The sequence below is a fragment of the Streptomyces sp. NPDC058326 genome (genome assembly GCF_042879855.1).
GTDB lineage: Bacteria > Actinomycetota > Actinomycetes > Streptomycetales > Streptomycetaceae > Streptomyces.
The window spans coordinates 1-22,499 of the sequence record NZ_JBHVZO010000029.1 but is presented as its reverse complement, the minus strand read 5'-3'; the positions used below and the strand labels follow the sequence as shown (position 1 = coordinate 22,499).

General features: G+C 73.7%; 14 protein-coding genes. 7 read left to right on the top strand and 7 right to left on the bottom strand.

Annotated features, from left to right (window positions below; translation table 11 throughout):
• Window positions 1-88 precede the first annotated feature (88 nt).
• A complete protein-coding gene (locus tag ACFVYX_RS33380; protein WP_389685236.1) occupies window positions 89-1,036 on the top strand; it encodes an aldo/keto reductase in 948 nt (315 codons plus the stop codon).
• A gap of 31 nt (window positions 1,037-1,067) precedes the next feature.
• Here the strand turns inward: ACFVYX_RS33380 and ACFVYX_RS33375 are convergent, their stop codons facing one another.
• From ACFVYX_RS33375 to ACFVYX_RS33360, 4 genes are all read right to left on the bottom strand, one after another.
• A complete protein-coding gene (locus ACFVYX_RS33375) occupies window positions 1,068-2,399 on the bottom strand; it encodes a PrsW family intramembrane metalloprotease (RefSeq protein ID WP_389685235.1) in 1,332 nt (443 codons plus the stop codon).
• 81 nt (window positions 2,400-2,480) lie between these two features.
• Window positions 2,481-3,275 (bottom strand): tRNA (guanosine(46)-N7)-methyltransferase TrmB, encoded by a 795-nt coding sequence (gene trmB, locus ACFVYX_RS33370; protein WP_389685234.1) that lies wholly within the window; start codon window positions 3,273-3,275, stop codon window positions 2,481-2,483.
• Window positions 3,276-3,366: 91 nt separating this feature from the next.
• Window positions 3,367-4,551: an L-2-hydroxyglutarate oxidase gene (lhgO, locus tag ACFVYX_RS33365; protein WP_389685233.1), complete on the bottom strand. Its 1,185-nt coding sequence runs from the start codon at window positions 4,549-4,551 to the stop codon at window positions 3,367-3,369.
• A 104-nt stretch (window positions 4,552-4,655) separates the two neighbouring features.
• Entirely contained in the window at window positions 4,656-6,095 is a 1,440-nt protein-coding gene (locus ACFVYX_RS33360; protein ID WP_389685232.1) for an MFS transporter, read from the bottom strand.
• Between the two features lie 571 nt (window positions 6,096-6,666).
• Between ACFVYX_RS33360 and ACFVYX_RS33355 the strand changes: the two genes are divergently transcribed.
• The 3 genes from ACFVYX_RS33355 to ACFVYX_RS33345 all read left to right on the top strand — a co-directional run bounded on the left by ACFVYX_RS33355 (window position 6,667) and on the right by ACFVYX_RS33345 (window position 13,438).
• Window positions 6,667-9,003, top strand: coding sequence for an asparagine synthase-related protein (locus tag ACFVYX_RS33355; protein WP_389685243.1), 2,337 nt, complete (start codon window positions 6,667-6,669; stop codon window positions 9,001-9,003).
• 120 nt (window positions 9,004-9,123) lie between these two features.
• Window positions 9,124-9,726, top strand: coding sequence for a Uma2 family endonuclease (locus ACFVYX_RS33350; protein ID WP_389685231.1), 603 nt, complete (start codon window positions 9,124-9,126; stop codon window positions 9,724-9,726).
• Between the two features lie 73 nt (window positions 9,727-9,799).
• Entirely contained in the window at window positions 9,800-13,438 is a 3,639-nt protein-coding gene (locus ACFVYX_RS33345) for a BTAD domain-containing putative transcriptional regulator (RefSeq protein ID WP_389685230.1), read from the top strand.
• Here ACFVYX_RS33345 and ACFVYX_RS33340 read toward each other — a convergent pair.
• Together ACFVYX_RS33340 and ACFVYX_RS33335 are read right to left on the bottom strand one after the other, a co-directional pair.
• The gene (locus tag ACFVYX_RS33340; protein ID WP_389685229.1) at window positions 13,425-15,479 is read right to left on the bottom strand and encodes a sigma-70 family RNA polymerase sigma factor; all 2,055 of its coding nucleotides are present in this window, start codon (window positions 15,477-15,479) and stop codon (window positions 13,425-13,427) included. The two genes, ACFVYX_RS33345 and ACFVYX_RS33340, sit on opposite strands and share 14 nt — an antisense overlap.
• 257 nt (window positions 15,480-15,736) lie before the next feature.
• On the bottom strand, window positions 15,737-16,522 hold the full coding sequence (locus tag ACFVYX_RS33335) for a TetR/AcrR family transcriptional regulator (protein WP_389685228.1): 786 nt from the start codon (window positions 16,520-16,522) through the stop codon (window positions 15,737-15,739).
• A 353-nt stretch (window positions 16,523-16,875) separates the two neighbouring features.
• On the opposite strand from ACFVYX_RS33335, the gene ACFVYX_RS33330 reads away from it, so the two are divergent.
• Window positions 16,876-18,240: an NAD(P)/FAD-dependent oxidoreductase gene (locus ACFVYX_RS33330; RefSeq protein ID WP_389685227.1), complete on the top strand. Its 1,365-nt coding sequence runs from the start codon at window positions 16,876-16,878 to the stop codon at window positions 18,238-18,240.
• A gap of 106 nt (window positions 18,241-18,346) precedes the next feature.
• A complete protein-coding gene (locus tag ACFVYX_RS33325) occupies window positions 18,347-20,026 on the top strand; it encodes a SpoIIE family protein phosphatase (RefSeq protein ID WP_389685226.1) in 1,680 nt (559 codons plus the stop codon).
• A 45-nt stretch (window positions 20,027-20,071) separates the two neighbouring features.
• Here the strand turns inward: ACFVYX_RS33325 and ACFVYX_RS33320 are convergent, their stop codons facing one another.
• Window positions 20,072-21,340 carry an MFS transporter gene (locus tag ACFVYX_RS33320; RefSeq protein ID WP_389685225.1) on the bottom strand — a complete coding sequence of 423 codons (1,269 nt, stop codon included), beginning with the start codon at window positions 21,338-21,340 and terminating at the stop codon, window positions 20,072-20,074.
• A 154-nt stretch (window positions 21,341-21,494) separates the two neighbouring features.
• Between ACFVYX_RS33320 and ACFVYX_RS33315 the strand changes: the two genes are divergently transcribed.
• On the top strand, window positions 21,495-22,061 hold the full coding sequence (locus ACFVYX_RS33315) for a MarR family winged helix-turn-helix transcriptional regulator (protein ID WP_389685224.1): 567 nt from the start codon (window positions 21,495-21,497) through the stop codon (window positions 22,059-22,061).
• Window positions 22,062-22,499: the final 438 nt, after the last annotated feature.

Sequence of the window (22,499 nt, the reverse complement as noted above, 5' to 3'; positions counted from 1 at the left end):
GCTGCCGCTCCGTCGGTCAGGCTGCCGCGCCGTTCCTCGGGCCGCCGCCCGAGGAATAGGCCCGGCGGCGGGGAAGGTTTCTCACTCCATGACCTCTCTCCGCCCGCTGGGCAGTTCCGACCTGCACGTCTTCCCGCTCGCCCTGGGCGGCAACGTCTTCGGCTGGACCGCCGACGAGGCGCAGTCCTTCGCCGTCCTCGACGCCTACGCCGCCGCGGGCGGCAACTTCGTCGACTCCGCCGACGTCTACTCCGCCTGGGCCGAGGGCAACGAGGGCGGCGAGTCCGAGACCGTCATCGGCCGCTGGCTCGCCTCCCGGGGCAACCGTGACGACATCGTCGTCGCCACCAAGGTCGGCGCCCACCCCCGCTTCAAGGGGCTGTCCGCCACCACCATCAAGGCCGGCGCGGAGGAGTCACTGCGCCGCCTCGGCACCGACCGCATCGACCTCTACTACACGCACTTCGACGACGAGTCGGTCCCCGTCGAGGAGATCGTCACCGCCCTCGACCAGCTCGTGAAGGACGGCAAGGTCCGGGCCGTCGCGGCCTCCAACATCTCCCCGGAGCGGCTGCGGGCCTCCCTCGAATTCGCCGAAGCCGAGGGTCTCGCCCGGTACGTGGCCCTTCAGCCGCACTACAACCTGGTCTCCCGCGAGACCTACGAGGGCCCGCTTCTGAAGACCGTGGAGCAGGCCGGGCTCTCCGCCGTCCCGTACTACGGCCTCGCGGCCGGCTTCCTCACCGGCAAGTACCGTCCGGGCGCCACCGTCGACAGCGTCCGCGCCTCCGGTGCCGGCGGCCACCTGGACACCGAGCGGGGCCGGGCCGTGCTCTCCGCGCTCGACACGGTCGCCGAGGCGCACGAGGCGGAACTCGCCACCGTCGCCCTCGCCTGGCTCGCCTCCCGCCCGACGGTCGCCGCCCCGATCGCCTCGGCTCGTACGGTCGAGCAGCTCCCGGCCCTTGTCGCGTCCGCCGACCTCACCCTGACGGAGGCCGAGCTGACGCTCCTGACGGAGGCGTCGGCGTCCTGAGGCGCCCGCCCCTCCGGCCTCCGTCCAGGGCCTAACTCCGGTACGGGTTGTAGCCGTCGTAGTCCAGGTACTGCGGCGGCGCCCACGCCCGGCCCGTCGCCCGTGCCGCGTACGTCAGCGCCGGCGAGGCGACCTCGCGGCGCTGCCACAGATGGTGCAGCAGCTCCTGCTCGCGGGCCGGGAAGTCGGGCCCGGCGGTGCCGCGCCGGGCCCGGTCCCGGAGGAATGCCAGGGCCGTGGCGAAGGACTCGTACTCGCCCACCGCCCGCGCGGCCGGCCGGCCGTACGTCCGGGCGGCGAACGCGCGGGCCACCTGCCGGGCCCGCATCGAGGAAAGCGCCAGCGGCTCGGCGGGGGAGAGCCAGCCGGCCGCCGCGTACGCCGGGAGCTCCCCGGATATCGTGCGCAGCTCCCGCTGCCTACTCCACACCGCGAGCCAGGTCAGCAGGCCGAAGGCCGGGACCATGAGCGCCCCGTACACGATGAGGAAGGCCCAGGGGCCGCCGAAGGTGGCCGAGCCGTTCCACGCGGCGTGCAGCCCCATGGCGAGCAGCAGCCCCGCGAGCGGCAGCAGCACCTTCCGCAGCCGCCTCCCGCGGGGCGCGAGCGCCGCGAAGCCGAAGCCGATGCCGGTGAGCACGGTGAACAGCGGGTGCGCGAACGGCGACATCACGACCCGTACGAAGAAGGTCCCGGCGGTCACCGAGCCGAGCCCGGACGAGCCGAACGCCTGGTCCTCGCCGAAGGCGTTGCCGAGGTAGAGGATGTTCTCGGTGAAGGCGAAGCCGGTCGCGGTGAAACCGGCGACGACCACGCCGTCGACGAGCCCGCCGAAATGCCGCCGCCGGAAGAGGAACAGCAGCAGGATCGCGACCGCCTTCGCGGTCTCCTCCACCACCGGCGCGACCACCGTGGCGCCGAGGTTGTCCGCCGATGCCGGGTCCGCGGTGGCCGTCGCTATCCAGCGGACCGCGAAGGTGTTCGCCAGGATCGCGACGAGCGCGGCGGCGAAGGCGCCCCAGGCGAAGGCGAAGAGCAGGTTCTTCCACGGGCCCGGCTCGACCCGGTCGAGCCAGCGGAACGCGGCCATCAGCAGCGGTACGGGCAGCAGCGCGAGGCCGAGACCGACGAGGAAGCCCTCGGTGCCGGTCTGCTCGCGGACCAGCGCCAGGATGAACAGGGCGCAGATCGCGAGCACGGTGATGACGGCGACGGCCCGGACCAGCCGGCTGCGCCAGAAGGCCCGGCGTGGCCGGTAGCGCCACGTGGACCGGTCGGCGGCGGCGGGGAAGGACGGCTCCTCGGTGTCCCGGTGCGGGACGGGAGCGGCTTCCGGCTGGTCGGCGGGGACGGGGTTCGACACGTGAGCGACCCTAACGACCCCCACCGACACCGGCGACGGGGTTACCCGCTCCCCGTCACCTCGGCGGGCTCACCTCGCCGGTCATTTCCGGCGGAAGAGGAGGTCGTGCACGACATGGCCCTTGTCCAGGCCCTGGCCCTCGAAGCGGGTGAGGGGCCGGAAGTCCGGTCGGGGCGCGTAACCGCCGTCGTCCTGGGTGTTCTCGAAGTCCGGATGCGCGGAGAGCACCTCCAGCATCTGTACGGCGTACTCCTCCCAGTCCGTGGCGCAGTGCAGCACGGCCCCGGGCTTCATCCGGGTCGCGAGGAGGCTGAGGAACTCGGGCTGGATGAGCCGCCGCTTGTGGTGACGTGCCTTGGGCCACGGGTCGGGGAAGTAGACGCGGCAGCCGTCCAGGGCGTCCGTCGCGAGCATCTCGCGGAGCAGGATGATCGCGTCGCCGTTGGCCACCCGGATGTTGGTCAGGCCGTTCCGGTCGGCGAGACCGAGCAGATTGCCCTGGCCGGGGGTGTGCACGTCGACGGCGAGGATGCCGGTGCCGGGGTCGGCGGCGGCCATCTGCGCGGTCGCCTCGCCCATGCCGAAGCCGATCTCCAGGACGACCGGGAGACCGTCGAACATCTCGGCGAGGTCGAGGACCCGCTTGCCGTCGATGTCGAGACCCCAGTCGGGCCAGCGCTTCAGCATCGCCTCGGCCTGGCCGGTGGTGACGCGGCTGCGACGCGGCTGGAAGCTGCGGATGCGCCGCTCGTGGTGGGAGCCGGCGGGGTCGGGCAGGGGACCCTCGCCGGGGGCGAACCTCTGACTGCCCCGCCGCGCGGGGGGCTGGGCGGGGGCGGCGGCGGGGTGCGGGAAGTTCTCAGGCAGCTCAGACACAATGCCCCCGATTCTACGACGCCCACCCCTCACCGCGGCGCGGCCGGCCGCCATCCGTGCGGCCCCGCGCGGCCCCCGTGGGCGGTGCGGGTCACAGCAGGGCCAGCGCGCGCCTCGCCACCTCCCGGCCGATCGGCAGCGACGCCGTCGCCGCGGGCGAAGGCGCGTTCAGGACGTGGACCGTCCGCGAGGCCTCGCGGATCAGGAAGTCGTCGACCAGCGTCCCGTCCCGCAGTACCGCCTGTGCCCGCACCCCCGCCGCCGCCCGACGCAGGTCGGACTCCTCCACCACCGGAAGCAGCCGCCGCACCGCCTCCGTGAACGCCCGCTTCGACAGCGACCGGCGCAGCTCGCCCGCCCCGTACCGCCAGTGATCCCGGGCGATCGCCCATGAGCCGGGCCAGGCCAGCGTGCCCGCGAGCTCGCGCGGGCGGACGACGGACCAGCCGTACCCCTCACGCGCGAGCGCCGGGACCGCGTTCGGCCCGATGTGGACGCCGCCGTCGATGCCCCGCGTCAGGTGCACCCCGAGGAACGGGAACGCCGGGTCGGGGACGGGATAGACCAGGCCCCGCACGAGCGAGGGGTCCCGGAGCTCGTAGTACTCCCCCCGGAAGGGGACGATGCGCATGCCCGGATCGTCGCCCGCGAGCCGCGCGATCCGGTCGCAGTGCAGCCCCGCGCAGTTCACCAGGACCCGCGCCCGCACCACCCGGCCGTCCGCCGTCCGCACGGCGACCCCCCACGGCCGCCGGTCGATCACGGTGACCTCCGCCCCGTACAGGATCCGGGCGCCGGAGGACTCGGCGAGCCGGGCCGACACGGCCCCGTAGTCGCAGACGCCGGTCGTGCCGACGTGGATCGCGGCCAGACCCCGCACCCGTGGCTCGTACTCGCTGATCTGCGCCGGGCCCAGCTCGCGCACCGGGATGCCGTTCTCCCTGCCGCGCTGCACGAGCGCGTGCAGCCGGGGCAGCTCCTCGCGCGCGGTGGCGACGACGAGCTTGCCCGTCACCTCGTACGGAATGTCCCACTCCGCGCAGAACTTGACCATCTCGGCCGCGCCCTCGACCGCGAACCGGGCCTTGAGCGATCCCGGCCGGTAGTAGATCCCGCTGTGGATCACCCCGCTGTTGCGACCGGTCTGATGGCGCGCGAGGGCGTGCTCCTTCTCCAGGACCGTGACCCGGGTGCCGGGAGCGGCGCGCGTCAGCGCGTACGCCGTCGACAGACCGACGATCCCGCCGCCGATCACCAGCACGTCACAGTCAAACACCAGCGCCACCTCCCACCCCCGATAGTGCACTGGCCCACTGACAATCCCGTGAAACCTCGCGCGACATCACGAGACGCAGGTCACGCCCCAGGGGGTCGCCGCCGTCACGCCGGGGCGACGAGCAGCGGCCTGGCCCGTTCCCGCAGTTCCCGCACGCGCGGCTCGTCCCCGTACGGTTCGAGCCGGTGCAGCAGGTCCCGTACGTACTCGGTCGTCCGGGCCGAGGAGATCCGGCCGGCCACCTCCACCGCGCGCGTACCGGCCGCGCAGGCCGCGTCCAGGTTGCCCGACTCCAGCTCGGCGACGGCGGAGACCACGAGCCGCAGCCCGTGCGAGCGGACGAACTCCTCGGTCGGCCGGGAGAGCGCCTGCTCGGTGAAGCGCCGCACCTCGTGGGGCGCCTTCAGGTCCCGGTAGCACTCCGCGGCGTCGGCGCAGAACCGGTCGTACGAGTAGAAACCCAGCCAGGTCGGGTCGGCGTCGCCGTCCCGTGAGCGCTCGAGCCAGCCCTCGGAGGACTTGAGCGCGGCCGCGGCGGCGGCCCCGTCCCCGGCCTTCGCGTGCGCGCGTGCCTCGACGAGCCGGAAGAAGGACATGGTGCGGGCGGTGGCGAGCCCCCGGTTCCGTTCGAGCGCGGCCTGGGCGAGGTCCACGCCCTCGTCGGCGAAGCCCCGGTAGGTGGCCTGGAGGGACATGGAGGCGAGGACGTAGCCGCCGAGGGGCACGTCGGCGGCGGCGCGGGCGAGCCGCAGGGCCTGGATGTAGTAGCGCTGGGCGGCCTCCTGCTGCCCGGTGTCGAAGGCCATCCAGCCGGCGAGCCGGGTGAGCTCGGCGGTCGCGCCGAACAGGGCGCGGCCGACCTCGTCCGAGTACGAGGCGAGGAGGAGCGGCGCCGCGTCCACCCGTAAGCACTCGGGGACCATGGACGAGCGCCAGTCCCCGCCGCCGTACTTGGAGTCCCAGCGGCGCGCGTCCTCGGCGGCCTCGCGGAGTTTGGCGACGTCGCTGTGGCCCACACGCGCGTGCTCCGCGACGGTGGCGGCCGTGCCGCCGCCCGACGGGCGCGGGGCCTCGCGCTCCACCGACGGGTCGGCGGGGGTTATCAGCCAGCGGGACGCGGGCGTCGCGTACGCGCTCACCGCGAAGGACCCGGCGAGCGACTGCCAGATCCCGCCGCCGGCCCGCCGCCCGGCGAGGTCGAGCCGGTACAGGTCGGTGGCCGAGCGCACCGCCTCGCCCACGTCACGCGGGAACGCGAGCCCCACTTCGGGCGCGGGGTCGGCGTCGGCGAGCCCGATCTCGTGCAGCGGCACGGGCCGGCCGAGCTTCTGTCCGATCGCGGCGGCGATCAGATGCGGGGCGGCACCCTGCGGCACCATGCCCTTGGCCACCCACCGGGCGACCGAGGTCTTGTCGTAGCGAAGCGTCAGGCCCCGTTGGGATCCGAGGTCGTTGACGCGCCGGGCGAGCCCGGCGTTGCTGATTCCCGCGAGGGCGAGAACCGTGCCGAGCTTTTCGTTCGGCCCGCGTTGCTCCCTGGACATGACGCCACCCCTCGACCACCCAGACGGCCGCCACGACGCCGGGCATAGGCGGGCGGCATTCGTAAACACAGCGTAGTTCGCCGCATCCCTACCGTTAAGGGGCGGTGTTCCGTATGGCGAGATTGTTGTGTGAAAGGCCGACGTGCGGCTCCGGTGGCCAGGATCGTGCTCCCGACGTGTGGCCGTGCGCCCGGCCGTGCGCTCTCTCGGGGCCGCTCGGGGAGCGCTTCCATGAGGAGCGCGTGGGTCGGCCCGCTCGGCCGGGAAGGTTGTCCCGGACCCGGTGGGCTGGGGGATATCGCTGCCCCATTCCCCGCGGGCGGCGGACGGCGCCGGGAGGCGGGAGCGCCTCCCGGCCTGCCGGCGGCCGGTGGGAAGCGGTGTGCGGGGGCCGCCGCCCGGACGCCTCCCGTGCCTGCCGGGGAGGGGCGATATTTGGCCGAATGACGCCGGTGGTCAACTGGCCCATGCCAGGGGCGCATTCGGCTTTCGCGCGCGTGCACCCGGACTCCGCCCCGTGCGCCGTTGTCGTGGCAGCATGTCCTCCACCGAAACGGACGTGGAGGCGCCGATGCGATGGCTGGTGGGCTGGAGCAGTGTCGCCGCGAGCTTCGCAACGACGGCCGGGGCGCGGACGGGACCGGCGAGCGGCTCGTACGGGACGGTTCCAGCACCGTCCGGCGGCTACGACACGTACGGCGGCGGGTACGACACGCGTGGCCCGCACGGTTCGTACGACGGAGGGTACGACCGCGGGTACGACGCTCACCGCGCGCACGGCGGCGGGTACGGCTCTCACGGCGCGCACCGCGCTCACGGCGCGGGTCACGGCTCCTCGCGGTCCGCCGGTGCCGGCCAGGCCGCCGCCACCGAGGGGCGTACGGTGCAACCGGTGGGCGCACAACTCCTCTGGGGCGACCCCGATCCGCTGTGGGCGGTCGGCGACTGGCGCCCCGACGAGGTGCGGGTGGTGGCCGTCGACGACCACACCCGCCTCGCCGTGCTCGGCTGTTGCGCCGCGAGCGACGAGGACCTCCGGATCGGCCTGCTCACCGCGCGCGGGGGCGCGTTGCGCCACCTCACGGCCTGGCCCGGCAGCTACACGGCCGTCGTCAGGGCCGGCCGCCGCATCACCGTCACCGGTGATCTCGCGGGCGCCCGGCCGGTGTTCCACACCCCGTGGGCGGGCGGCACCGCCTACGCCACCGCCGCCCTGCCGCTCGCCGACCTCGTCGAGGCCCAGCTCGACATCGGTCACCTGGCCGCCCTGCTCGCCTGCCCCGAGACCCCGGAGGCGCTGCGCGACTCCACCCCGTACGAAGGGGTCAGGCGGGTCCCGCCGGGCCACGCGCTGATCCTGCGGGAGGGCTCACGCGAGATCACCGGGTACGAGCAGGTCGCCTCGCTCGCGGTAGCGGCCGCCCAGACCGACCCACGCCAGGCCGTCGAGGGCGTACGGGACGCCCTGGTCGAGGCGGTCCGCGCCCGGCTCACCGCCCCCCGGCACGCGCCCGAGGCCCCGCCTCCCGACCCCGGACCCGTCCCCGGCATGGGGCCCGCCGACCGGCGGGCCGCCCGCGGCGCGGGCCCGGCGCCGGGAATCGGTGCCGATCTGTCCGGCGGCAGCGCCTCCGGCACGCTCGCGCTGCTCGCGGCGGGGCTCCCGGGGGTGCCGGGCACGATCACCGGGCACGGCACGGGCGCGGGGGAGCGGCTGCTCGCCGTCACCTTCAACGACCTGGCGACACGGACCGGTTCGGGCCGTGAGGACGAGCTGAAGCGGGCCGGGGAGATCGCGGCCGACCCCCGCCTGCACCACGTGGTCGTCGCGGCGGGCGAGGAGGCGCTCCCGTACGCCGCCCTGGACGGGCCGCTCACCGACGAACCGGGGCCCGCGCTCGTCACGGCCGAACGGCACCGGCGGCGGCTCGCGGGCGGCAGCGCCGACCACTTCACCGGCATGGGCGCCAAGCAGGTCCTGGACGCGCACCCGGCGCGCCTCGCGGACCTCCTGATGGACCGCAGGCGCCGCTCCCTGGTGCGTCCCGTGACAGCTCTCGCCAAGGCCTCGGGCCCTTCGGCGGGTTCGCTGCTGGTGCCCCTGACGGTGTACCGGGCGGCGCGGAAGCTGGCGCGCACCCCCTACCGGACGGGCCTGGAGTCGGCGGCCCAGCGGGTCCTTGAAGCGAACCGGACGGCACCGGACGGCTTCGGCCCCCTCGAAGCGTCCCTCTCCGCACTCACCTGGTCGCGGCCGGGACCGGCCGCGCGGTGGCTGACGGGAGAGGCACTGGCTGAAGTATCGGTTCGCCTGAACCGGGCGGCGACCCTGCCGGCCTCCGTCCAGCGCCCGGGCGAGGCACGCGCGCGTGCCGCCCTCGCGCGCGCGGCGGCCGACCACCGGGTCCTGGAACAGGCCGCGGAGATCCGCGGCCAGCGGCTGCACGCCCCCTTCCTCGACAACCAAGTGGTACGGGCCTGCCGGGCGCTCCCCGAATCGCTGCGGGTCCAGCCGGACGCGCGCGCGGGAGTCCTCCGTACGGTCCTCTCCGGCGCAGGCGTCCACGACCTCCCGCCCGGCTGGGGTGCCTCCCACCCGGCGGTCCCGGCCGCCGCCACGCGCGCGGGGCTGCGCGCCGCGCTGCCCCAGCTGCTCGCCCTCTTCGACGCCCCGCTGCTCGCCGACGCCGGTCTGATCGAGGCCCGAGTCGTCCGCGAGGCCCTCCGCGCGGCGGCCGACGGCGAACCGGTCCCCCTGGACGGCCTGGCCGACCTGGTCTCCACCGAACTCTGGCTCCGCCGCCTCCTGGCACGCCGCGGCTCCTGCTGGACGAACACGACGGAGCCCCGCGCCCACCGGGCGGTCCAGGGCCCGCTGATCCCCGCGTCCAGGTCGCTGCCGGCGTGACGCGGGGCGAGTCCGCGGGGTGAAACGTCACAGCACGCTCGTTCAAGTGAACGCGTTCCGGACCCCGCCGCGCTGCCCGGCCTAAGCTGAGAACGTCGCGCCGAGCGAAGGAGGTGCAGCATGGCGATGCCGCTGCCGGTTCCGGAAGACACGTTCTCCGAGGGCATGCCCGACCGTGAGGGCGCGAGTGTCCAGGAGACCTTCGAGCTGTTCAGTGCGCTGGCCCCCAAGGGCTGGCGTGTGGAGCTGATCGAAGGGGAGATCTACGTGGTACCTCCGGCAAACGGCGAGCACGAGGAGATCGTGACCGAGGTGGTGGAACAGGTCATCGCCCGTCGCGCCGACAAGGAGCTGCGCAACTTCACGGGCATCGGCCTCAGCCTGCCGGGTACCACCGACACGGTCCGGGTCATTCCCGACCTCGTCATCGCCCCCAAGGGCAGCTTCGACGACCAGCAGGAGTGGCACGCCCCCGACCCCGTCCTCCTCGTCGCCGAGGTGACCTCCTCCTCCACCGCGAGCCGTGACCGCGTGCAGAAGATCCGGGCCTACGCGCGCGCGGGGATTCCCCTCTACCTGCTGATCGACCGCGAGGCGAGCGAGGCCGGCGTGTGTTCCGAGCCCTCCGGTGACGACTACGGCCACAAGTCCATCCACAAGCTGGGGACAACCGTCGCGCTTCCCCACCCCCTCGGCTTCGACCTCGACACCTCGGCGTTCTGAGGGCCTGACCCCGAGGGCCACACCCGGGTAAAACCCCGAGGCGTACGCGCCACCCACCGGACACAATGAGCCGGTGCGGTATCTCATCCTCGGCACCGCCGAGGCCCTCGACCCCCGCGGCACCCCCCTCCCCCTCGGCGGCGCCCGGCTCCGCGCGCTCCTCACCGCGCTCGCGCTGCGCGGCGGACGGCCGGCCTCCGTCATCGAACTCGCCGACGACGTGTACGGGGACGCCCCACCGCAGGACGCGCCCGCCGCCCTCCAGGCCCTGGTCGGCCGCCTCCGCCGGATCCTCGGCAGGGAGGCCGTCGCCTCCACCCCCGGCCCCGGCTACCGGCTCGTCGCAGGCCCCGAGGACATCGACCTGTACGTCTTCGAGCGACGGGTCAGGGACGCGGGCGCCCGCCTCGACGCGGGCGACCCCGACACCGCCGCCACCCTCCTCAGGGAGGCCCTCGGTCTCTTCCGGGGGCCCGCCCTCGCCGATCTGCCCGACCCCGCGGGCGTCCGCCCCGAGGCCCAGCGGCTCGCGGCCCTGCGGCAGCGCGTCGCGGCCGATCTCCGCCGGGGGGCCACCGACGGACTCGTACCGGAGCTGACCGAGCTCACGGCCACGTACCCGTACGACGAGGCCTTCCGTGCCCACCTCATCCGCGCCCTGCGCGCCGAGGGCCGCCACGCCGACGCCCTCGCGGCCTACGAGTCGGCCCGCCGCACCCTCGCGGACGCCCTGGGCACCGACCCGGGCCCCGAACTCACCGCCCTCCACCGGGAGCTCCTCACGGGAGCGGGTCCCGTACGGGATCCCCACTCCGGCGCCGTACGGGTCTCCCCCGGCCCGTCCGAGGAGGCCGCAGGCGGTTTCGCGGGGGCCTCCACCGCCCCCGACCACCGAACCGGCGCACCGACCGGCCAGAGAGAACCGTCCGGCCGGACAGGACGGCCCGGGCCGACCGCACCCGGCGAGCCGATCCCCCCAAGAGCACAGACCGCGGTCACCGCACCGCCCCCACCGGCCGCCCAGACCGCACCGGCCGCACTCACCCCACCGACCGCTCAGACCGCACCGGCCGCACTCACCCCACCGACCCCGCCGATCGCGCCCACCGGCCCCACCCCCACCCCCACCCCCGAGCCCGGCAACATCCGCCCCCGTCTCACCTCCTTCGTCGGCCGTGAGCCCGAGCTCGCCGCGCTCCGCGCCGACCTGGGCCGTTCCCGGCTGGTCACGCTCACCGGGCCAGGTGGTTCCGGCAAGACGCGGCTCGCCGAGGAGGCCGCGCTGCGGGTGGTCGGGCCGGCCGCCTGGATCGCCGAACTGGCGCCGCTCGACGACCCCGAGGCGCTCCCGGGTGCCGTCCTCTCCGCGCTCCGGCTCCGCGAGATCAACCTGATCACCCGCGACGGCGTGTCCCTCCAGGACGACCCCACCGCCCATCTCGTCGAGCACCTGGCCGACCGCCCCCTCCTCCTCGTCCTCGACAACTGCGAGCACGTGATCGACGCGGCCGCCGCCCTCGCCGAGACCCTCCTCACCCACTGCCCGCAGCTGCGCGTCCTCGCCACCAGCCGGGAACCCCTCGGCGTTCCCGGTGAGTCGGTCCGGCCCGTCGAGCCCCTCCCGCCCGATCCGGCCCACCGGCTCTTCGCCGAGCGGGCCCGCGCCGTACGCCCGTCGTTCGACCTCGCCGCGGACGGCGGCGAGGCGGTCGACGAGATCTGCCGCCGCCTCGACGGACTGCCGCTCGCCATCGAGCTGGCCGCGGCCCGGCTGCGTCTGCTCACCCCGCGCCAGATCGCCGAGCGTCTCGACGACCGGTTCCGCCTCCTCACCTCCGGTTCCCGCACGGTCCTGCCCCGCCAGCAGACCCTGCGCGCGGTCGTCGACTGGTCCTGGGACCTGCTCGACCCCGACGAACGCGCCCTGCTCCGCCAGGTCTCGGTCTTCGCCGGCGGCTGGGATCTCGCCGCCGCGGAGGCCCTCTCGCCGAGCGCGGCCGACTCCCTGGGCGCCCTGGTCGACAAGTCCCTGGTCGTGGCCACGCCCACCGAGGGCGGCGAGATGCGCTACCGGCTCCTGGAGACCATCCACGAGTACGCAGCCGAGCGGGCCGCCGAGACACCGGCGCTGCTGGCCGCCGCCGAGGCCACCCACACCGCCCACTTCACGGCCCTCGCCGAGACCGCCGAGCCCAAGCTCCGCTCGGGCGAGCAGCTTCCGTGGATCGAGCGGATCGAGCGGGACCTCGACAACATCCGTGCCGCGCTGCACCGCACCCTCGGCCCCGCACCCAAGCTCTCGGCTTCGGTCGAGCAGGGGGGACCCCCGCCCGACGAGGCCGCCGCCCACCGTCTCGTCTTCGCGATGGGCTGGTTCTGGTGGCTGCGCAACTACCGCCCGGAGGGGCAGGCCTGGGTGGAGCGGGCGGTCGCGCTCGGCGACGATCCGGCGGACCCCGCGGACCCCCGCCACTGGCCGCGCATGCACCTGCGCATGCTGCAGTTCTTCCTCGCGGTCGAGAGCAGCACGATGGCGGACTTCAAGGATCCGGAGACGGTCGCGCTCGTCCGGCGCGTGCGGGCCGCGTTCGGGGAACCGCCCGGCCCGGAGGGGGCCCGCTTCCCGGGGCTGCTGTGGCCGTTCACCGCGTACCTCACCGAGGAACCGGTGGTGGTCCGGCGCCTGCTCGACATCGCCGTCGCCAACTGCCGTCGGTACGGGGGTGAGTGGGAGATCGGCGTCAGCCTCATGTTCCGTACGCACATGGTCGTCGACATGCCGGGAGGCATGCCCGAGATCGACGAGGATCTGGCGGAACTCCGGGCGCTGTCGCGGCGGGTGGGCGACCGCTGGATGACCGCGCAGATCGTGAGTGCGGCGGGGGAGGCCCATATGATGCGCGGCCGTCACGAGGAGGCCGTCGAGGCGTACGAGGAGGCGATCGGCCTGGCGCGTGAGGTCGGCGCGCATGCCGAGACCCCGTTCTTCCTCGCCCGTCTCGCCGAACTCGCCTACCGGGCGGGAGACATGGAGTCCGCCGAGCGCGGCATCGACGAGGCCGCACGGGAGGCCGAGCGTTACCACGTGCGGGACACGCAGACGTTCGTCTGCTTCCTGCGCGCCTCGCTCGCCCTCTACCGCGGGGACGTCAGGGCGGCCCGCGCCCAGGTGGAGGAGGCGGGCAGGACGGTGGCGCTCGGTGCGCCGCCGCCGCACTTCGAGGCGGTGGTGACCGGTCTCGCGGCCCGCGTCCAGGCGTACGAGGGTGAGGGCGCCGCCGCGGTCGCCACGGCCGCGGGGGCGCTGCGGGGCGCGCGGGACGCGCAGTGCGCGGACTTCGTCACCACCGGCCTGGCGGAGGGCCTTGCCTTCACCCTGTCCGAGGCGGGCGAACCGGCCCTCGCGGTGAGGGTTCTGGCGGCTGTCGACGGCTGGCGCGAGAGCACGCCGCGTTCGGTCCCGGGCTTGCGGGAGACCGAGGCCGTGATGGCGAGGGCGCTGGCCGCGCTCGGCCCGTCGGGCCTCGCGGCGGCCCGCGAGGCGGGGACGGGCCTGGGCATCGACGAGGTGCTGGCCCTGGCGGGGACGGTCACCGCGCCCGGGGACGGGGACGAAATCAAGAACAGGGACGAAATCAAGAACAGGGGCAGGGACGGGGACGAGACCGAAAACGGAGACAGGGACAGGGACGCGACCCTCAGGAGCAGCTGATCCGGGACTCGGCCCAGTCGGCCACCGCGGCGCTGCCGAACGGCGTGTGCTCCTCCACCACGAGCCGGATCGTGCTGCGGCCGGTGATGTCGACGTACACGGGCACCGGCGGGTCGCCCGGCCGGATCACGTCGGACCGCCACAGCCGCTCCTCGTCCCCGTACACGGAGAAGCGGACGCCGCCGACGCCGAGCGGGACGCTCAGGTCGTCGACGCCGACGATCGCGTCGTAACGCGTGCACTGCCGGTTGAGGTCGATGAACAGCGACGACGGCGCGTGGACGCTCACCCCGTGCGCGTACGGGGTGCCGTCGATGGAGAGGTCGTCGCGCGGCCACATCCAGCTGCTGTCGGAGAGCGAGACCTCGGGTTCGGTTCCGTCGCCGAAGATCCCGTACCGCAGTTCGCCGACCTCGTAGACGGACGGCGGCGAGGGCTTCGGCGAGGGCTTCTCGGGGCTCGGCGTCGGGGTGGGCGTCGGCGTCGGGCTGGGCTTCGGGCTCGGCTTCGGCGGAGGCGCCGGCTTCGCGGGGGCCGGGGTGGGCGAGGGCTTCGGAGGGCTCGGCGTCGGTGTGGGCGCCGGTGGTTCGGACGTCACGGGCGGGGGCGGCGGTACGGGCTTCGGTGACGGCTTCGGCGGCGGTGCGGGCTCCGCCGGGGCGACCGGGGTGACGACCGGCTGGGTCGGCTTGGGCGCGGCCACGGGCTGTGGGTCCCCGGCCATGGCCCAGACGAGTCCGGCGGCCGCGGCGACGGCCATGACCGCCGCGATACCGGCCTTCGCGGGCGCGCCGAGTCCCTCCGCCGCCGCCGCGCCTCCGGAGGCGGCACCCCCGGAGGTCCCGGAGGCGGCGGCCGCGGCGCCCGCGCCTGCCGCTCCGACAGTGCCGCCGGCGACGACCCCGGCCGCTTTGAGCGAGTACCCGGCGGCGAACCAGCCGATGACGGCGATCGGCAGCAGCGCGGGGATCCCGGCGTTGACGTGGGCCAGCTCTCCGGCGGCGAGCCGGCACTTGGCGCACTCGTCCAGGTGCTTGCGCAGTCCGCGTTCGGCGCGCATGCGCAGGCCCCCGCGCGCGTAGGCGCCGAGCCGGTCCGCGTACCGGGCGCAGTCTCCGCCGGCTGTGAGGGACTGGCTGACATGGGCCTGGAGGTATGCCTGCTTGAGGCCCTCCCGGGCGCGGCTGGCGAGCACGGCCGTGGCGTTGGCGGTGAGTCCGAAGAGCGGTGCGACCTCGCTCGGGGACTCCTCCTCGACGGTGGTGTGCCAGAGCACGGCCTGCCAGCGTTCGGGCAGCGAGCGGAAGGCCTGCATGGCGAGCGACTGCTCGGCCTCGTGCATGGCCCGCACGTCCGCACCGAGGTCCATGGTGTCCTGGTCGGAGAACTCGGAGGAGCGGGCGGCGTCCGCCGCGAACACGGCGAAGTCCTCGACGAGGTGCTCCCGCTTCTGGGTCCTGGCCCAGTTCGCGGCGACCCGCCGGACCGTGGTCATGAGGTAGGCGCGTACGGCCTGCTCGGGCCCGGCCCCGCCCCTGACCGCCTGGAGGGTACGGGCGAAGACCTCGGCGGTGAGGTCGTCCGCGGTGTGGGCGTCCCGGCAGCAGGTCCTGGCGTACCGGCGCACGGCCTCGGAGTGGCGGCGGAACAGTTCCTCGTACACGGAGTCGTCGCCCTCCCGCATGAGCTGGACGAGCTCGGAGTCGGAGGGCGGCAGTTCGATGGGCGGCGGGAGGACGGTGCCGGGCTCGTCGTCCTCGGCGCGGTGACCGGCTCCGGCGAGGTTCCCGGGGCCGGCGAATCCGTCGGAGGCGGAGGACGCTCCCGCGACGCTCCCGGATCCGGGCCCCGGGCCCCAGCCGGAGGCCTTGCCCTCGCGCTGCTGGGGCACGCTCGCATCGAGGAGCTCGGCGGCCGTCGTCTCCGGCGCGCCGGAGAGGCCGGCCGGCCCGCCCTGACTCGGCACCTGCCCCGCGGGCAGGCCTCCGGTCTCCGCGGTCCCGCCGTTGCCCAGTGGATCGTCCCGACCGTCACCGCTCATCGCGGAAGCCCCCGTACGCACGCTCAGACCCGAACACCGGCTCAGCCTGCCACAGAGCGCGGGCGCGTCGAAGCGGCGCGTCCACTTACCACTCGTCCGGGGCCACTTCGTGTATCCGGGCGTAACCGCTCACACGTTCGTGTCATGCTCGCTGGTCCGCCCGGACCACGAAAGCCCCACCCGCACGACGGTGCGCGGACGCGCTTCGCCCACCGTGCCGCACGCCGCCTGCCGGACGCCGTGCGGACGCGGTTCGCCTACCGGGAGCGCAGTCCCTCGATCAGGATGTCGAGGAGTCGCGTCGAGGCCGCCGCCTGCTGCGCCGCGTCCGGCAGGGCCGGGGCGGCGGTGGCGATGACGAGGAGGACGTCCGCCACGGTCACGTCGGTCCGCAGCTCACCCGCCTCACGCGCCCGGTCGACCAGCCGGCCGACCACTTCGAGCAGTTCCGCGGCGCCCGCGTCGTCCCGCTCCTCGGCCGGTACGGCCCGCGGCGCCACCACGCGCGCGTCGGCCTGCTCGGCGACACCCCGCTGGGACGGCACCCGTGCCGCGTCGTCCGTGCCGTCACCGACGGGCGGCACCACGGCGTCGTCGACACCCACCCGCAGCACCTGCGGCGGAAGGAGACGGCCCGCACCCGAGGCGACCGAGGTCCGAAGGAACCGGGAGAGCGCCGACCACGGCTCCTCCTCCTGGCCGAGCGCGGCCCGCGCCTGCTCGGTCAGCCGGGAGGTCTCCTCCTCGGCTATACGCCGCACGAGGACGTCCTTGCTCGGGAAACGCCGGTAGACGGTGCCGACACCGACACGGGCGCGGCGAGCCACGTCCTCCATCGGAGCGCCGTAGCCGAGCTCGCCGAACACCTCGCGCGCGGCGCGCAGGACGTGCTCCAGATTGCGCTGGGCGTCCACCCGCAGCGGCGCGGACCTGCTGCCGACCACCGGTGCGCCGTTGCGCTCGGAGCCGGCGCCCGCGTGGAGGCCGTTGTCGACGGTCGCCGTGCCGGCACCCGTCTGCCATCGTGAATCCTGAATATGCATAAGCGTTCCCCCGCTCATGATGTCTCCCCCCGGAGACTCCCCGCCCTGACACGGGGCTTCCGGCCGGTGAGCGCTTCGGTCCACGCGCTCGCCTCCGGCACCCCGACGAACTACGAACATAGTTGAGTCCGGGTCAATTCAGAAGGGGGAGTTCCGTACGGTGCGCCCCCCGATCGGAGCAAGGACCGGAACACTCCCGATTCCGGCCCGCCCCCGGACCCGGGCCGTCCGCTCTGACCTGCACCGTTTCCCCGGGGCGCCCCTCGCGCGCCACCCCACGCCTCCGTACCCCTCCGGTCACACAATTTGCCGGGCCTGTGGACAAACCACGGACGGGAGTGCGTCATGGGACAGTGACCGAACCTGCGCGCATTCTCGTCGTCGGCGGTGGCTACGTCGGCATGTACACCGCGCTGCGCCTCCAGCGGCAGCTCAGGGCCGAGCTGAGAGCCGGCGCCGTCGAGATCGTCGTGGTCACTCCCGATCCGTACATGACGTACCAGCCGTTCCTGCCCGAGGCCGCCGCCGGCTCGATCTCCCCGCGCCATGTCGTCGTGCCGCTCCGCAGGGTCCTCGACCGCTGCCGGATCGTCATCGGCGAGGTCAGGTCCGTCGACCACGCCAAGCGGACCGCGTCCCTCTCGACCCTCGCCACCGCCGAGGAGGGCACCGGCACCGTCGACCTCACCTACGACGAGCTGGTCATCGCGCCAGGCTCGGTCTCCCGCACCCTTCCGGTCCCCGGCCTGCCCGACCACGGCATCGGCTTCAAGACCGTCGAGGAGGCCATCGGCCTGCGCAACCACGTCATCGAGCAGATGGACATCGCCTCCTCGACCCGGGACCCGGCGATTCGCGACGCGGCCCTGACCTTCGTGTTCGTCGGCGGCGGGTACGCGGGCGTGGAGGCGCTCGCCGAGCTGGAGGACATGGCCCGCTACACGGCGCGGTACTACCACAACGTCAAGCCCGGGGACCTGCGATGGGTCCTCGTCGAGGCCTCGGACCGGATCCTGCCCGAGGTGGGCGAGGAGATGGGCCGGTACGCCATCCGCGAGCTGCGCGGCCGGAACATCGACGTACGCCTGGAGACCCGCCTCGAATCCTGCGAGGACCGGGTCGCCGTCCTCAGCGACGGCACCCGGCTGCCCACCCGTACCGTCGTCTGGACCGCCGGCGTCAAGCCCGCGCCCGTCCTCGCCGAGACGGATCTGCCGAGGAACGAACGCGGCCGGCTCCGCTGCACGGCCCAGCTCGCCGTGGAGGGCGTCGCCCACGCCTGGGCCGCCGGTGACGCCGCCGCCGTCCCGGACGTGACCGCGGAGGAGCCCGGCAGGGAGTGCGCGCCCAACGCGCAGCACGCCGTCCGCCAGGCCAGGGTCCTCGCCGAGAACATCGCGGCCTCCCTGCGCGGGCAGCCGCTCAAGGAGTACGCACACGCGTACGCCGGTTCCGTCGCGTCCCTGGGCCTCCACAAGGGAGTGGCCCACGTCTACGGACGGAAACTCAAGGGATACCCGGCCTGGTTCATGCACCGCGCCTACCACCTGAGCCGGGTGCCCACCTTCAACCGCAAGGCCAGGGTGCTCGCCGAATGGACCCTGTCAGGCCTGTTCAAACGGGAGATCGTCTCCCTCGGATCCCTTGAACATCCCCGCGCCGAATTCGAACTCGCCGCCGCACCGCCACCGGACACCGGCGACAAGCCGTCGTCCTGACATCACTGTCAGTGCACTCGTCCACACTGGACGTGTGACCATAGGTGGGCTCACACCTGCACAGCGTGACTCTGCACGGCACCGACACCACGAGGCATACAGATCCGTGAACTTCACCCGTTGGAGCGCCCGGCTCCCCGGCACACAGCGCCGCGCGGCGCGGGGGGCCGAAGGCTCCGTGCCCGCCGCCCGCGGTGAGTACGCGCGGCAGCAGGGGCGACTCGGCAGCGACGCCGACGAGGCCGACGCCACCGACGAACCCGTCGGGACGGCCGGCGTGCCCGCCCTGGAGGACTTCTCCGTACGGGAGCTGCTCGGCCGTCTCCCCGGCCTGGTCGCCCTCGTGTACGGCCCGGAGCACCGCATCGCGTACGTCAACGACGCCTATGCCGCCGCCTTCGGACCGCGCCCCGCGGGCGCCACCGTCGCCGCCACCTGCCCGGAGGCCGAGGAGCTCGGCCTGCTGCCCCTCCTGGACCAGGTGCTGCGCAGCGGCAAGCCCCGCACGGTCAAGTCCCGCCGCACCCAGGACGGCGGCTCGTACACGGTCACGTGCCTGCCCGTGGACAGCCCGCACCTCGAAGGCGGCGGCGTCCTCGTCCACGCGGCGGACGTCACCGACCACGCCGAGGCCGCCGAGCGGCTGCGCGCCAGCGAGCGCCGCCACCGCGAGACCGCCGTCACCCTCCAGCGCTCCCTGCTCCCGCAGGACCTCGAGCAGCCCGACGACCTGCGGATCGCCGCCACCTACCAGCCCGGCGGCACCGACGCGGCCGTCGGCGGCGACTGGTACGACGTGATCACCCTCGGCGCGGGCCGCACCGCGCTCGTCATCGGCGACGTCATGGGCCGCGGCGTGCGCGCCGCCGCCGTCATGGGCCAGCTCCGCACCGCCGTCCGGGCCTACGCGCGCCTGGACCTGCCCCCGCACGAGGTCCTCCAGCTCCTCGACGGCCTGGCCGCCGAGATCGACGCCAGCCAGATCGCCACCTGTGTGTACGCGATCCACGACCCCAACGAGGGCAAGCTGGTCTACGCCTCCGCCGGCCACCTCCCGATCCTCGTCCGGGACGAGGACGGCACGGTCCGGTGCGCCGAGGACCCGACCGGGCCGCCGCTCGGCACCGGCGGCTGGCTGCACGCCTCGGGCTCCATCGCCCTGCCGCCCGGCTCCACCGCCGTCCTCTACACCGACGGCCTGGTCGAGCGCCGCCGGGAGGACATCGACGAGGGCGTCGCCGCCCTGGCCCGCGCGCTCTCCGGAGCCAACGGCACCCCGCAGGTGGTCTGCGACCGGCTGCTCCGCTCCCTGGGGGTGACGGCCGAGCACGACGACGACGTGGCCGTCCTCGTCGTCCAGCACCCCTCCCGCGAGGGAACGGACGCGGAGCTCTTCCACAACGCGGCCCTGGAGCTCCTCGGTGGGGTGGAGGCCGCCCCCCGCGCGCGTGCCTTCGCCTCCGGGGTCCTGTCCTCCTGGCGCTTCCCGGTCGAGCTGCGCGACCTGGGCGTCCTCGCCACCAGCGAGCTGGTGGCGAACTCCCTCCAGCACGGCACCCCGCCCATGCGGCTGCGCCTGCGCCGTACCGACCGCCGCCTGATCATCGAGGTGACGGACGGGGACGACCACCTGCCGCGCCGCCGCAGGGCGGAAACGGAGGACGAGGCCGGTCGCGGTATCTCCATCATCGCGACGATCGCCTCGTCCTGGGGGAGCCGCCGCACACCGGGCGGCGGCAAAGCGGTCTGGTGCGAGTTCGCCCTGCCCGACCAGACGGTGACCTGAGCCTGGCTAGGGCCTGTCTTTTGGATCATGCCGGGCTCGCGGGGCCTAGGCGGCGGCCGTCTCCTTCTCGGGCAGGTGCTGCGCCACGACCCGGGACGGCTTCACGGTGAGCGACGGCTGGTTCTGCTCGGGGGTCAGCTGCCGGCCGAGCCGCACGGCGAGGAAGGTGATGCCGAGCGAGAAGAGCACGAAGGTCACGATGTACGGCCCGTGCAGCGCGGCCCCCATGGGCCCGCCCACGGCCGGTCCCACGGCCAGCGCCAGCTGCTTGACCAGCGCGAAGGCCGAGTTGTACTGCCCGACCATCGACTCCGGCGCCAGATCGGCCACCAGGGGCGCGACGGTCGGCGACAGCATCGCCTCACCGAGTCCGAAGAGGGCGTACGTGGAGACGAAGGCCGCCGTCGCCATGGCCTGGCTGCCGTGCCCGAGGCCCGCGTAGCCGGCGATGAGCCAGGCCACGGTCCAGATCAGACCCACGGCCGCGATCACCCGGGTCCGCTTGCGGCGCTCGACGAACTTCAGCACCAGGAACTGGGCGGCGACGATCACCGCCGTGTTGGCTGCGAGCGCCATGCCGAGCGCCGAGGGCTGGATGCCGGCGGCCTCGGTGCCGTACGCGGCGAGCCCCGACTCGAACTGTCCGTAGCAGGCGAAGAAGAGGACGAAGCCGAGGACGCACAGCTGCACCATCGCCTTGTGCCCGAGCAGCGCACGGAGACCGCCGCCCTTGCCGCCCCCGGCCGGGCGGGTGTCCCGGAGAGCCGGGGAGCCCGGCATCCGGACGGTCCCGACGACGGCCGCGAGCACGAGGAACATCGCCGCCTCGATCGAGAACAGCAGGATGAAGCTGCCCGGACGGCTCGTGTCGACAAGGAGGCCGCCGATCAGACCGCCGACACCGAGACCCAGGTTCTGCAGGAAGAACTGCATCGCGAAGGCCCGGGTGCGGCCGACAGGCGTCGAACACCAGACGATCATCGTGGCGAGCGCCGGCTGGAGCACGGCCGTACCGGCGCCGAGCAGCGCCGCGGCCGCCACAGCGGCCGGGACGCTGGAGGCGAAGCCCATGCCCACGGCACCGACGGCCGCGATCACCGACGCCACGAGAAGCACGGGCACGGGCCCGCGCCGGTCGATCGTCCGTCCGCTGAACGGCAGCACCACGAGCGCGGCCATGGCGAAGACGGCCAGGACGATGCCCGCCGTGGCCGCGCCCAGATCCCGCACCTGAGCCACGTACACATAGAGGTACGGAACGGTGAAGCCGAGTCCGAACGCGCTCAGCGCGCTGCCTGCCTGAATGCGGCGCATCGCTGCGCCCCTCGCCTTGGTCACACTCACCACTTCGGTCGCAGGTTCAGACGTGTAGGCCTGAACCTTGAAGACTTCAACGCTAAAGTTAACGTCTCAACAGTACACACCGAAGGACTTCAACGCCAACGAGACCCGTGGGATACTCGCCTCCATGTCCGAAAACCCCGAGCGATCCGGCCCGGAAGCTCCTCAGGAGCCGAGCCTCGACGAGCAGATCGCCGCCTATCAGCGCGAGTTCCGCGACCTCGACCCCCAGGTCGAGAAGGTCGTCTCCGCCCTCGGCCGGCTGAACCGCCGTATGAACGTGGCGTACGGACGCCAGCTTGCCGACCTCGGCATCAGCAACGCCGAGTGGGAGGTCCTCAAGACCCTGGTCCTCGCCGGCGAGCCCTACCGCCTGGGCCCCGGCGAGCTCGCCAAGCGTCTGGGACTCACCCCGGCCGCGATGACTCACCGCATCGACCGCATGGCCGGTGAAGGCCTGGTCACCCGCGACCGCGACGAGAACAACCGGGTCCGCGTGATCGTCGAGCTCACCGACGAGGGTCGCTCGAAGTGGCTGGAGGCGATGCGGATGGCCACGGCCTTCGAGGAGGAGCTCCTCCAGGACCTCACAGGAGAGGAGAGGGGCGTCCTCGGCGAGATCCTCATCCGCCTCCTGCGCCGCGTGGAGCTCACCCAGCCCGACGCCGGCGGCCGCCTGACGGACCTCGACTGAAACCGCTTGACAGGGCTTGACACGCCCCTGCCGGATGCGTAGTGTTCTCCGAGTTGTCACAGAGCCGGAACGGTTCTTCGACAGCCACTCCGCCGCTGAGAGCGGCACCTCTACTCCGCACGATCTCCCCACCGGGAAGAATTTCGGCATGCCGAAATTCATTTCGAATGGCTCGATTATGAGCCGCCGGGGAAATCCGCTAGAGTTTGAGACGTCGGAACGGCCCAACAGCCGCTAAGGCAAACCCCGCTGACTGGGGGTCAGACGCCGAAAGGATCTGATAGAGTCGGAACCGCCGGAAGGGCCCGGAGCGAAAGCAAAAGGGACCGGAAAGCACCGAGGAAAATCGGATCGGAAAGATCTGATAGAGTCGGAAACGCAAGACCGAAGGGAAGCCCGGAGGAAAGCCCGAGAGGGTGAGTACAAAGGAAGCGTCCG